Origin of the sequence: Bacteroides sp. AR20 (assembly GCF_964250605.1) — a bacterium.
Lineage (GTDB): Bacteria > Bacteroidota > Bacteroidia > Bacteroidales > Bacteroidaceae > Bacteroides > Bacteroides uniformis.
In genome coordinates this window covers 1-13,195 of record NZ_CAXUGK010000030.1, presented here as the reverse complement: position 1 = coordinate 13,195, position 13,195 = coordinate 1, and the positions used below count along the sequence as shown (strand labels likewise).

General features: G+C 37.0%; 15 protein-coding genes. All 15 read right to left on the bottom strand.

Annotated features, from left to right (window positions below; genetic code table 11):
- Positions 1–70 precede the first annotated feature (70 nt).
- Positions 71–679, bottom strand: coding sequence for an MBL fold metallo-hydrolase (locus ACESTD_RS14595; protein ID WP_057089502.1), 609 nt, complete (start codon positions 677–679; stop codon positions 71–73).
- Positions 680–741: 62 nt separating this feature from the next.
- On the bottom strand, positions 742–1,731 hold the full coding sequence (locus ACESTD_RS14590) for an aldo/keto reductase (protein WP_229079566.1): 990 nt from the start codon (positions 1,729–1,731) through the stop codon (positions 742–744).
- Between the two features lie 12 nt (positions 1,732–1,743).
- Entirely contained in the window at positions 1,744–2,907 is a 1,164-nt protein-coding gene (locus tag ACESTD_RS14585; RefSeq protein WP_057089501.1) for a CapA family protein, read from the bottom strand.
- Entirely contained in the window at positions 2,904–4,013 is a 1,110-nt protein-coding gene (locus ACESTD_RS14580) for a sugar-transfer associated ATP-grasp domain-containing protein (RefSeq protein WP_057089500.1), read from the bottom strand. The genes ACESTD_RS14585 and ACESTD_RS14580 overlap by 4 nt, the downstream gene beginning before the upstream one ends.
- Positions 4,014–4,017: 4 nt before the next feature.
- Positions 4,018–4,425 carry a VOC family protein gene (locus ACESTD_RS14575; protein ID WP_057089499.1) on the bottom strand — a complete coding sequence of 136 codons (408 nt, stop codon included), beginning with the start codon at positions 4,423–4,425 and terminating at the stop codon, positions 4,018–4,020.
- Positions 4,426–4,427: 2 nt separating this feature from the next.
- Positions 4,428–5,495 (bottom strand): ketoacyl-ACP synthase III, encoded by a 1,068-nt coding sequence (locus ACESTD_RS14570; protein WP_057256424.1) that lies wholly within the window; start codon positions 5,493–5,495, stop codon positions 4,428–4,430.
- A 4-nt stretch (positions 5,496–5,499) separates the two neighbouring features.
- Positions 5,500–6,966: a class I adenylate-forming enzyme family protein gene (locus ACESTD_RS14565; RefSeq protein ID WP_057089497.1), complete on the bottom strand. Its 1,467-nt coding sequence runs from the start codon at positions 6,964–6,966 to the stop codon at positions 5,500–5,502.
- Positions 6,959–7,195, bottom strand: coding sequence for an acyl carrier protein (locus ACESTD_RS14560; protein ID WP_057089496.1), 237 nt, complete (start codon positions 7,193–7,195; stop codon positions 6,959–6,961). The genes ACESTD_RS14565 and ACESTD_RS14560 overlap by 8 nt, the downstream gene beginning before the upstream one ends.
- 6 nt (positions 7,196–7,201) lie before the next feature.
- Positions 7,202–7,957, bottom strand: a complete 756-nt coding sequence (locus ACESTD_RS14555) for an SDR family NAD(P)-dependent oxidoreductase (RefSeq protein WP_057089495.1) — start codon at positions 7,955–7,957, stop codon at positions 7,202–7,204.
- Positions 7,957–8,991: a 3-oxoacyl-ACP synthase III family protein gene (locus ACESTD_RS14550; RefSeq protein WP_057256425.1), complete on the bottom strand. Its 1,035-nt coding sequence runs from the start codon at positions 8,989–8,991 to the stop codon at positions 7,957–7,959. Before ACESTD_RS14550 ends, ACESTD_RS14555 begins: the two co-directional genes overlap by 1 nt.
- Before the next feature lie 5 nt (positions 8,992–8,996).
- The gene (locus tag ACESTD_RS14545; RefSeq protein WP_057089543.1) at positions 8,997–9,227 is read right to left on the bottom strand and encodes an acyl carrier protein; all 231 of its coding nucleotides are present in this window, start codon (positions 9,225–9,227) and stop codon (positions 8,997–8,999) included.
- 35 nt (positions 9,228–9,262) lie between these two features.
- Positions 9,263–10,510 carry a hypothetical protein gene (locus ACESTD_RS14540; protein ID WP_118274440.1) on the bottom strand — a complete coding sequence of 416 codons (1,248 nt, stop codon included), beginning with the start codon at positions 10,508–10,510 and terminating at the stop codon, positions 9,263–9,265.
- Between the two features lie 14 nt (positions 10,511–10,524).
- Positions 10,525–11,163 (bottom strand): hypothetical protein, encoded by a 639-nt coding sequence (locus ACESTD_RS14535; protein WP_057089492.1) that lies wholly within the window; start codon positions 11,161–11,163, stop codon positions 10,525–10,527.
- A 13-nt stretch (positions 11,164–11,176) separates the two neighbouring features.
- On the bottom strand, positions 11,177–11,785 hold the full coding sequence (locus ACESTD_RS14530) for a sugar transferase (protein WP_195288613.1): 609 nt from the start codon (positions 11,783–11,785) through the stop codon (positions 11,177–11,179).
- Positions 11,786–11,815: 30 nt separating this feature from the next.
- Positions 11,816–12,961 carry a glycosyltransferase family 4 protein gene (locus tag ACESTD_RS14525; RefSeq protein WP_195657486.1) on the bottom strand — a complete coding sequence of 382 codons (1,146 nt, stop codon included), beginning with the start codon at positions 12,959–12,961 and terminating at the stop codon, positions 11,816–11,818.
- Positions 12,962–13,195 lie beyond the last annotated feature (234 nt).

Below are 13,195 nucleotides of genomic sequence, written 5' to 3'. Positions count from 1 at the left end.
ACATAATATGGAATTAGCAAAAAAACAAGGATTTTACAGAGCTTTTTCCAAAACCGTTTCATATCTAAAACTATATAATTGCTTCTTTTTTAGCAAGGGTTACTTTCTCAAGATGTCCTGGACATAATATCCGAGACTCAGCCAATCGAATTATTCGTGCTTTCGATTTATCCGCCTCCTTTTTATTACCATTGGGAAGATTCGTTACAACATTATATCCCGGTATATATGAATCTCCTGAAAAAACATAGTTCCCTACAAGATAAGTAATACAAGTTGGACTATGCCCCGGTGTTTCTATTGCCTTTACATTTATCCCATCTAGTAGAGTAATGGAATCTTCTTCACGAACAACTTTAATATTTTCTCCCCAATATACCATTGGGGTACCATAGTATTTCGATAGATTCAGTTTTACAGAAGCCAAAGCTTTTATACCAGCTTCATTAGTATAGATTATTGCACTGGGAAATATCCGTACTAAAGCAGGCAATCCATAGATATGATCGTAGTGAATATGTGTCAGTAAAATCCCTTTCAGCACTCTGTCTTTATCCACAATCTCCATAATTTTTTCAACATCTCCAGGGTCCACAATCCAAAAATCCAATCTATCAACTTCAAGAATATATGTTTTTGATTCTAGAATAGTATTGACAATGGATTTTACAGTTAACATTATATTAAAAATATTGAATCACCGATTATCAGCACAATCTTCAATGCCTTCAAATTATATCATCAATAGATTGATAACCATTTTCTCCATGCTGGAAAATTATTGAACATATCCGTGAAATTATCAGGATTCTTAAACCCTTCCCAGTTCCTATATTTTTTAGGCAGCCCTCTTTGTGCGACAAATGGATTATAGTTCAAATACCTACCCTTATTCAAAGAAGTTATCTCAGCCATTTCATCAACACTTAGTTCAAAATCTAAAATCGAAATATTTTCTTTCAAATGAACCATATTCCAAGTCTTAGGAATCACAATAATACCTCTTTGGACAAGCCACCGTAGGACTACTTGAACGGTGCTCTTACCATGTTTTTTTGCGATTGCCAAAATCAAAGGATGCTCGATAATCTCCAGTCTTGGCTCTACTGAACGAAAATGACTGAATGTCGACATAGCTTCAACTGCAATTCCTCTATCCTGACAGTATTTTGTTAATTCAATCTGAGCGTTTAATGGACTAATTTCTATCTGATTTACAGCAGGAACAACATCCGAAATCTCACTCAAAGCTTCAATATGTGGCTGCAGAAAATTGGAAACTCCAATTGCCCTGATTCTTCCCTCTTTATAGAATTTCTCAAGAACCTCCCACATATCCATGAATATTTTCCAAGGATTATGAATCAAAAATAAGTCTATATATTCCGTATCAAGGTTATCAAAAGATTTTAGAATAGCTTGTTCGATACTGACATTATTTCTTCGGTTAAGAATTCTATGAATTCCATACTTATATCCCCCATAGTAAAACGCATCAATATTTACTTTTGTAGTAATAAACACATCTTCACGCTTAATACCATGTTTCTTGAAAATCCGGGCAATATCAGCCTCATTATAATATCTCCAAGCTGTATCAAACTGCCTGTAACCCATATCATAAGCTTTTATCAAAGTATCTTCTAGCTTATCCTTCGGTATAAGAAACGTTCCTAGACCAACTTGCGGCATTTCAATGCCATTATTTAATTTTACATATTGCATATCCATATAATTATGCAGTTAAAATATTACGTATTCTTTATATGGTTCAAACGATTTTGCCCATCCAGCAAAACGGTTGACAACAGATTCATTATCAATCATGAGTCGTTCACGCTCAGATTTATTCGTCAAACGGTTGTAAAGTTCAGAGACTTCTACAACGCGAGTGATTCCATCTTCTCCTATCATGCAACGAGTTACGTTGAAAGTTAACTTAATAAGCCGTTTAGTTGATTCATCCCAATAAGAGTGAAGAACTATACCAAATTCAGCTAAAACATTATCAAGAAAGAAGCCGACATCGGGAGTAAATGCTAAATTCCCAAGGGCATAAGCGCAGAATACACCATTATCCAAACGTTCACAGCGTAGTGAAGTATGAGGGTGGTTAGCTACAATAATATCAGCACCGGCCTCTTTTAGACTATCAATAATAAATCTGGTATAGAAACCTGGAGATGGATTATATTGTCCTCCAACATGAGGATAAGCCACGACAATATCTGCCACTTCTTTTGCTTTATGAACCTTTTCAAGAACCCTTTCAAGAAAAACTTGATTTTTTGAATTGGTAATAGCAGCAGGTGAGACATCATCAGAAATATATTTTTCTATAGATTTTCCCTCTCCTGATGTTTTAAATTCCAACTTCAATAATTTCTGTTGTTTCTTGGTCAAATCAATTCTCCACTGTTCATCCTCATTGAGAAATACCCCATTCAGTTGCGAATTGGTTCCAAAAGTACAGCATATAACAGCTACCTTCAGAGTACCGACTTGCTTAACAAATACTTTTTCACTATCTCCTACTGTAAGATAACTACCAGAACAATCAATGCCAGCAGCTTTAATACAACGCAATGTCTCAGACAAGCCATCTACCCCTCTATCCAAACAATGGTTATTGCAGGTCGCTACAAAATCAATACCAGCCGCTTTCACCTCATCCAATAACGAAGAAGGAGTAGCAAAGCATACATCTGATTGAGTGATATTATCTTGAGTATAAGGGGAACGCATGATGGGTGATTCCAAATTGGCAATCACATAATTAGAATCCTTCAACAGAGGTGCCAAACCAGACAGATACCCATCATATCTATACTCACCATGTTTCTTCATTACGGCATCATTCTGTGCTTTCAAACACATGATGTCTCCAAGAAAACTCAATTTAATCATACTTTCATCATAAGTCTTGAACCATTCTCAAATTTCATCTCTACGCTATTGCGATAGTCTTTATGAACTTTAGAGACTCTCTCCATCACTTCATCCAAATATTTTCCAAAAAGAGGTCCACCATTCATCTGTGCAAATCCTGATTCTGCAGTTAGATTCATCTCTATGAAAACCGGCTCATTATTTACATCAAGTGCAATATCCCACCCGACCAAATCGAAATAGGGCAGACGACGATGCAAATCAAACACGAATTTCATCACTCTATCATAATTCGGTATAGTAAGGCTTTCAAATCCTAAGAATTCTTTCAATGTAGGTTTATCAAGTGTGTGATAGCGAAGAACACGCTGATCGAGACTACCATCATCATAAACATGGCAGAAACCACCACCTGTCGATGCATTATCATTAAACGCACCTTTACCTCCAAATCGAACGACTGATACCAATAGTACATATTCTCCAGCTAAAGTACGATAAGTATAAATTCTAAGCGTGTTCAGTGACGACTCGTTCAGTTTCTTCAATGTTGCACTTTGTTCAAGCCGTTTCTGAATATTGAAATCCCATTTATATGTCTCAAACAAATCCTTGACTTTCGCTGTATCAATTTCTTCCTTCCGAACCAATTTCACATTCTTACCTGAACCTGAATCAATGGATGGCTTGATTATACAATCCAAATCAGTTGCAAGTACCAGTTTAACAGCTTCTTCTGTAGAAATAGGCATATCATCAGGGCTAAAGAATCTACCATTAATATTCTTCATCAGAATGGAAGGTTTCTTAATATCAGGGAATAGTCTGTCATAACCATTTTTATCCATATAGGAATTGATGAAATCGAAACGATTCAAGCAAGGAATAACATAATAGTAATACACATCATCCGACATATACCTATCATTATAATCAGAGCACCACATCCTTGAATAGAAATCAGCATATACCATTGAAACCTGAAAACCATATTGTGCAAAATACTCAGAATACTCCTTCTTATGTACTCTATAGTCAAAAACATCACGTGAAGGCAGTGTATGATTCTTTAAAAAATCAAAGCCTAAGAATTGTTCTTTTTTTGTATTGATAAATTTTTCCATGACACTATTCTTTAATTTGTGCCAACTGCACCAATCCAACATTTTTTTTAAACATAAATACCATCAAAGCATCATCCAGTCCATGACCAGGTATAGGTTTCGCCAAAGGCATGAACTTACGTGCACGGAGTTCTTGCATAGCTTCGTCAATATCATCTACCGCATAGCATATATGATACGGTGTAGGACCATTTTTTGCTAATATTTTCACTATAGGAGAAGTCTCATCCAACGGTTGAAGAAGTTCAACAGTAGGAAATCCTTCTCTGCAGGCGTAGGCTACATAAACTTTCTGGATGGGTTCAATTACAGTTTCAGAAACAACATACCCTCCAGCTACATACTCTGGCTTAACTTTTTCTATATCATTTACGGCAAAGCCTATATGATGGAAACGTGCATTTTCTAACATGATTATTTTGACTTATATATTTGTACATCAGTACAAACAATGTTATCAATATTGAATTCCATACATCCCCACTGAAGCCCCACCCCAAAACCGCAGGCTAGAATATGGTTGGCGTTGTTATGAAGCCGTTCCTTACACTGAGTCACGAGAGTTAGAGGAATTGATGCACATGTAACGTTACCATAGTCCGCTAGGCAATACGGACATTTTTCCGCGGGAATTTTTATACTTTTACGAATTTTTTCATCAATGAATTTATTTGCCTGATGCAACAGCAAAAGATCAATAGTATCAACATTGATATTATACTGAGCAATACATTCCTTTAGGGCACGAGGAGGAACCTTAATAGCAAATGAAAAAACATCCATGCCATTGACAACCATATCATTACCCTTACGAATAATGCCAGGTTCAACCTCTTTTTCCTGTAATGTTTCTGGAGTAATAGGATAACGCATACCACCATACTTGGTATAAATGGCAGAAATACCGCTACCATCTACTCCGAATGTAAAATTCATGGGCTTTGCATTCACATCGTATTCCAGAGCCGTTACTGTTGCAGCATCAGCAAACAGAGGACGAACAGTTCTATCCCTTTTATTCCGGTTAGTAGAGTTAGTCTCTGCATTTATCATCAAACCACGTTTTAAACCGCCATGAGAGAGCATAGAAGCAGCAATACTCATACCATTTACGAAACCACAGCAACCAAGAGGTACATCCATCACGCAGCAGCCTTTACTTAACCCTAATCTATCTTGAAGAATGCAAGAAGTCATAGGAGCTATATAGTCACGTGATTGGCAAACATATACCAACAAGTCAAGACTTTCTTTTTCCCAACCCAATTCTGCAATCATCTTCTCAACAGCTACAACTGTCAAGTCAGATGCCGTTGTACCAGAATCAACCACATGCTTCCTCTCTATACCGGTTGACGCAATAATCTTTTTGGCCTCTTCTTCATTTTCAAAAATTGACAAAGTAAGATTTTCTTCAACCTTCTCAGGTACACAAGCCGATAAACCTGCTACCCTTACATTATTAACTGTTAATGCAGACATAATCTTATTTAATGAGTGATAATCGTTGCACTTTCCCTGTTGCAGTCTTCGGAATGCGCGCAATAAATTCATACTCTGTTGGAATTTCATAAGGTTCAAGCAATCCGCTAAGACCGTGCCTGATTTCGTCAAAGGAGAGTTGGCAGCCCATCTTCTGAATAAAAGCTTTAGGCACTTCGCCAAGAATACCTTTAGGATCTTTGACTGGAACCACAGCACAGTCTATTACACCAAGACTTTTAATAGCTTCTTCGATAGTCAGCGGGCTGATTTTCTTTCCTCCAATGTTGATTAATTCTTTTTTGCGACCAACCATATAGTAGAGTCCGTTTTCATTTTTGAAACCAAAGTCCCCTGTGCGAAAATAATCCCCGAAGAATGCCGCCGCATTGTCCTTATCAAGCAAATAACGGCTCATCACCATATTACCCCTTACGCAAATCTCACCCTGCTGTCCCGTAGGCATTTCTGTGCCATTATCATTCATAATTTTCGCTTCCACCTCTTCGGATGTAGGCATCCCAATAGTATCCAGATTGTCCTTGTACTGATGGAATTCCATGAAGAACGAACGCGAGGCTTCAGTCAATCCATAGTGCATACAGATGCGCGTGTTGGGGAACAAGCCAATCAATCGTTGCTTTGCCTCGATAGACATAGGGGCACTCCCTATCTCGATATAACGAAGACTATCAGCAAACTGTGCTATACGATTTCCACTCAACTTAGTTATATATTCCCAAACAGCTGGTACCATGCCGAATCCTGTAGCCTTATACTTTTCCATAGCTTCAAAAAAGACCTTTAGATTGGCAAAGTTCCCTACTAATATCAGGGTTGCACCTTTGAGGAGTGAACAACGAAGACGGCCAAGACCAAACGAATGGCTCAGTGGCAATCCCAATACTTCACGTTCATCAGCACTATTGCCAATGAATCCGTTAATGTTCCTTGCCGAAGAGGCTATGTTATAATGCGATAAGCAGACAGCTTTAGGATCGCTCGTCGTACCAGTGGTGAACATGATGTCCGCTATGTCATCCTTATCCAATGAAGGATTCTTAGTATCCTTAGCTTCACCAGAAAGCTCCAGACTATCTATAGCAATATTCTTAGCCCCATCAAACACAAACTTAGGAAGACCGAAAATGCACTTTGGCTTTACAGTATTCGAGATGAATAAGAGTTTATCTTGTGTCGAAGCAGGATCAACCACCACATTCACAATGCCCCTCAAATGGGCACCGAAATATAGATAAACAAACTCTGGTTCTTTCCGTGCTGTAATGATGATACTGTCTCCTTTACGAAGGCTTAGAGTATCAAGATAATCAGAAGCCAGCCAAATGCTATTTTTAAGCTGTTTATAGCTAATCTCTTTAGCATCACATACCAGTGCAATTTTATCAGGCATATGTTCCGCATGCTCAACTATGGCTTGCAACAAACAGCTATGCGAAATATCACTCATTCTTAAGTTTTATTATTTCTTCAACTATTGCTTTTATGTTGTTGAGTTCATAGAGGTCCTCAATAGGAATATCAACTTCCAATTCTTCCTCAATAGTTGATATAATAGTCAGATTCCCGACCGAATCCCACTCCTCAATATCACCGGCGGCCAAATCATCAGTAATTCGTTCAATATCAATGCCCAATGTATCGGCAATTATTTCTTTAATTCTCTCTTTATAGTCCATAATAATTTATTTAGTTGTTACTCCACCATCTATAACGAATTGGCATCCTGTAACCCAGGAAGAAGCATCACTCAGTAAATATATTGCTGCGGGAGCTATATCCTGCACTTCACCATACCGTTTCAAAGGATAGGTTTCCATGTCTTTTTGATAATCTTCATCAGAGAGCGCCCCACTGGAATTAATAAGATTTGTATTAGTCATACCCGGATTGATGGTGTTTACCCTCACTTTTCTTCCAGCAAATTCAATAGCAGCATAGCGCATGTATGTACTCAATGCAGCTTTTGCGCAACCATAAATTACATTACCCGGAGTGATTCGATTATTGCCTGCAATGGATGAAATATATACTATGCTCCCTCCTTTATTGATTTTTTTCTTTTTATAAATCAATCGAGTAAGTTCTACCGCTGCAAAAAAATTCAGATTGAAAATTCTATCGAACTTCTCTCGCGTTGCAAATTGAAGAGCCAAAGTTCCACCGATACCTGCTGAGATTACTAAACCATCTATAACAGGCATATCACTGACCAACTTCGTCAAATCTTCCTGATTGGTTATATCAGCAGTTATATAAGTATTACCGTTTCCATCCATCTCATCCAAAACAGACTTTAGATTTTCCTCACTGCGAGCACAGACAACTATCTTACCGCCCATTTTTGAACATTCAATAGCTATCTCTCTTCCAATACCAGAAGAAGCGCCAACAACAAGAATTGTTTTTCGCTTGAGAGCAAAAGGATTAAACTCTACCATTATACTTCTACTAATTCAGATATTAATAAATGTTCTGTCTCAAAAGCAACCGTACCCCAACTAAGGCCTACACCAAATGCACAACCAATTATTTTGGTAGGCTTATCTTCAATTTTACCTTTCAATTGGGTAACAATCGTCAAGGGAATCGATGCCGATGATGTATTTCCAAAATGGAGCATACTATATGGCATCTTTTCAGCATCCAATTTCAACTTTTTACGGATTGTTTCTGTCATTTTGTAATTAGCTTGATGCAAAATCACATAATCAAAAGATGTGTAATCCATCTCATAGTTAGCTGTCAGCTTCTTTATGCTCTTTGGCGCTGTCGTAATACCAAAAGCAAATACATCCATACCCTTCATGCGAGTCTGTATAGCATGGCGCTTACGCCCATCTTCACACAACTCAAGCTTTAAAGAATCTTCATTAAACTGGTTTCTGCAACCACCACCCGGGCGAATAATCGCATCATAACCAGTACCATCAGTTCCCAAATCAAAATAGAATGGTTTTGCCTCCTTACTGTATTCCAATGCCGTAGCTGTACAAGCATAACCAAAGAGTTGATCCAGCTCTTCTTTTGCTTGTTTACGAGCATCACCAGCCAGCAGGATTGCTTTTTTAATATTCCCTGTCTGCATTAAACTGGATAATACGGACAATCCATACACCCAGCCAGAACAACCAAGATTGATATCCATTGCCATACAACTACGCTCTAATCCCAATTTAGCTTGCAGAATACACGCAGTTGCAGGAAGAATGTAGTCAGGAGTCTGGGACACGAAAACCAATGCACCAATTTCTTTCTTGTCCCACCCCAGATCTGCAATCAACTTTTCAGCAGCAGGGAGGCCAAGGTCAGAAGTTGTCAATCGTTCATCATAACGTTTCTCCTTGATACCAGTAGTTTGTACGAAGTCTTCAGCACCATACTTATCAGTAGTAGAAACAGAACCTTCGGCATGTTTAGGAACACCAGCCGATATGCCAGTGATCCTAACATTCTCTACTTTCAAATAAGCCATAAGACCTAAGCCTTACTTGCGACTACATTAAACAAGTCTTCAATGGTCTTTGAGTTGCGAATATCGTCACCCTTAATGGTAACGTCATACTCCTCATCAACCATTGCAATGATGCTAAGAGCAACAAGAGAACTCCACTCGTCAAGAGCCTTAAATTCTGTTGCAGCCGTGATTTCACTTACATCAGTATCGTCAAACTGATTTGCAAAATTCTCGATAAATTCATTTAATTTCATTATGGTACAATTTTGAATGATTATTATTGAATGTTCTAACATTTACCAACTATTTTTCTTAACCATCTGTAGTTTACACCAAAACCTATTACTTTATATATAGTCCACATAAACGTATATATTCTGGCTTTTAATGTAATGGGGAAATCTGTCTCTTTCATCAATTGATATATCTCTTGATAATAGGTTTCCCTTCTTTTATAGGCAATCACTTTTCCTACATAGAGGTCTTTTGATTTATCATAATATTTTAAATCAAAAATATTGTGATATTTCTCTTTCTTCCCCAAAATATCAAGCGTTAGAATGGTACGCAGGCATTTATCACATCGAGTACAATTCAAAAACTCATCTTTCACTTTTGCAATGTCTTCATTAAGTCCATCATTAGCAATAAGTTCTTTCCAACAAACATAGAGATATTTGTAAGTATCCTCAAAGTCTGCAATTTTTCTTGTTTTGTTTACTCTATCAAGACATGGATCACCATTTATTAACTCTGTTGTCTCAGTGGATAATGCCGGAAGTAAAAATGGCGATTGATAATGCATATCTTTATTCGAAAAACTCGTATCCCTTATATGAAACGAACTTGCATAGATGTATCTGCGAAAAAGCTTCTGCATACTCAAAACCACACTCATATTTCTAATCAATGCACACTGATTAAAATCAAAGCCTTCATAGAGTTTTGAGATATTTGATTCAACAGCTACTACCGGAATTTTCTTCGTTTTCGCATATGCGTCCACTAGTTTAAAGTCATTGTCATACGACTCTTTTACTTTATCCAAATTCTTATCTCCGTGAGCACCTACATTGAAATAGGTGAAATGAGTAAGCCTATACGATGGAGAACAATCAGTTCCAATATGGTCAATTATAGTTGAGAAGCTATCCACGCCAAGTGAGCAACCGGTAGCCACTGCTTTTGCTTGATAATTTTGATTAGACAAATGCTTACAATGAATTTTTATTTCTTTTCCACCATATATCTGAGCCAATATTGGTATTACTGTATGCACAAGATTATAATAAAGTTTTTCAGAAATTGTATCGCACTCAATATCTTGCCCCAATTTAATTGCCATCAGTAGGATACCTACAACGAAACAATCAGAAGATTCATTCGTGAGATACTGTCCATAATCTTTGGTTGTCGCATAGAATACTTCTTCCCCATTAGGATTTACTTCCGTTTTACTTTTATTATCAGACATATACGAAACTAAAAAGACCTTTCTATCCACTTCTCTAACAATCGGCTTACTTATACGAATCATATATAAATCTGTGCTTAAAATTTGAATAATTTTGCAGGATTGCCTATATAGGTTGACTCATTTTTAGGTTTTGTGAGGAGAATGCCACCCGGACCTAAGTTAACGCCTGAACCAATCCTATTATATTGCACTACAAATGACATGGCTCCAAAAAGGTTGCCATCTCCAACAGTAACACCACCAGAAATTCTTGCTCCAGGCATAAAAGCATTACAGTTACCGACAATGACTTCATGCCCGAAGCTGATATGTCCATTCATTATATTGAAATTACCCATAGATACATTGCAACTAAGATGACAATCTAAACAAAATATATTCCCTTTACCTAAACTTATTGTCTCGTCATCTGCAAACGTACAAGAAGGATGAATGATATTCGGATAATCTATCAATGGATTGGTAATACCTTCACTTATTTTCTTTAGCATTTGGGGATTGCCATTAGCAATTACGATATCTATTGGAGTTTTCCAAGAGTTTAATTCATCCATACCTCCTATGCAATCGCCATACTGAAGTTGTTTGCCTTTATCCACTCCATCATCAAAAAATCCGACAAAATTCCAATCAGGAGATTTTAGAGTCTTAAAAATCAAACAATATATTTCACGGCCAAAACCACCTGCACAATATATACCCAAATCTTTCATGACTTATTATCTGTTAATTGTGACCATTAAATTTCTCCATTGTTACCGATGTAGCAGATGAAATTCCTTCTCTCTTCAGTACAGATTTAATGGTAATAAAAATTATTTTTAAATCGGTCAGTAGCGAACAATGATCTACATACCACACATCTAATTTAAACTTTTCAGTCCAGCTAATAGCATTACGCCCGTGGCACTGCGCCCATCCTGTGATACCAGGTCTAACCTCGTGACGACGCGCTTGTTCTTCATTATATAAAGGCAGATATTCCGGCAATAAAGGTCTTGGACCAATCAATGCCATATCCCCTTTCAAAACATTAATCAATTGCGGAAGCTCATCAATACTAGTGGCACGAACAAATTTACCCACATGAGTCAATCGTTTAGCATCCGGCAATAATTTGCCTTCTGCATCCCGTTCATCCGTCATACTTTTAAACTTTATCACACGGAATATCTTTCCATCCTTTCCCGGGCGCTCCTGAGTAAAGAATGCCCCTGCACCTTTATTGGCAAAATGCAACCCAATAGTAATAAGTAATAAAATGGGCCAGATAACAACCAATACAATAAAGACCAGAATGAAATCAATCACTCTCTTAAAAAAATGAGAATACATTCGTAATTTGAATATTAGAACAACTATACCTTATTTTTCTAAAGAACGGTACTCTTCCAGAAATGCCTTCCAAACCTTCTGCTGTTCGTAGCGTTCAATAATCATATGGCGAGCACACCTTGCCATTTCTTTCACTTCATCATCCCGATGTTCATAAAACCATTTCATGGCATCATATAAAGCGCCCTCATTACGTGAAGGAATAATTCTACCATTTACACCATCTTGAATTATTTCGTTACAACCACTTATATCTGTTGTAATACATGGAACTTCCAATGCACCAGCTTCCATAAGAACCATGCCAAATCCCTCTCTATATGACGGTAAAACAAAAACATCTGACATACACATAAACGGTCTGACATCTTTCTGTTTTCCTAAATAACAAATGTTAGGATTTGATTCTATTTCTGATCTAGTAATCGTTGCCACAGAATTTCCACTGTCCTCAAATGAGCCTACTATCACTAATTTTATATCATTATATAAACCAACCAACTGCTTAAATGCAGCAATCAGCTCGTTCACCCCTTTGTCTGTCACAATTCTACCAACAAAACAAAAAATAAAATCCTTTTTCACTTTCATCATTGTTGATAGGCTTTCCATCGGAACATTCTTCCGGCAAAACTTTTCAATATCAATGCCATTAACACTCCCATTCCCTACAACTTTCAATTTAGAAGCCTTACATATCCTATCGGCTATTAATGTCTTTTTCACCCCATTACTAACACAAAGAACCGTTGTTGAACAATAACAAGAGATACGCTCCATTATTTTTAATAAAGATCGCATTGGCCCACTATATCCTTGATACCTAAGTCCATGACACATGTAAATTCTTGTAGATACACCAGTCAGTTTAGCTGCTACCATTGACAAAAAACTAGCTTTAGGAGTATTTCCATGAACAATGTCAGGACTCGTTCTTCTGAAAAAAACAAGAAACCTTATTAAGCTTCCAAAATCATCCCAAAGAGAGATTGCCCTTTTCATCGGAATACAATAAGTTTTAATACCCTCTTTATTGCCGAATTGTTCAAGAGCATATCTATCAGATGAAATAGCAACCACGTCAAAATCATTACTTAAATATGACAATTGCCCCTTAAAAAAATGTAACGATGAAGGGATTGTTGTTACAACATAAAATACTTTCTTATTCTCCATTTAGATGTTTTATCTTCATTTTAGGATAATCGTAGTTAAAATAAATCATAAGAACATTGTTTGGAATATCTGTAAGCACTCATTGTATGGCTGTAATTCCTTTCCTGGTATCATAGCGCATATAGAGCAATATTTTTGATTAATAATTAAATTATTTTGTAAGCACTCAATTTAGGGCATCCCCCTTCGAAAGGGCACTTTTCAGTGCCCTAAACCGAGTTTTGTTAATTAATT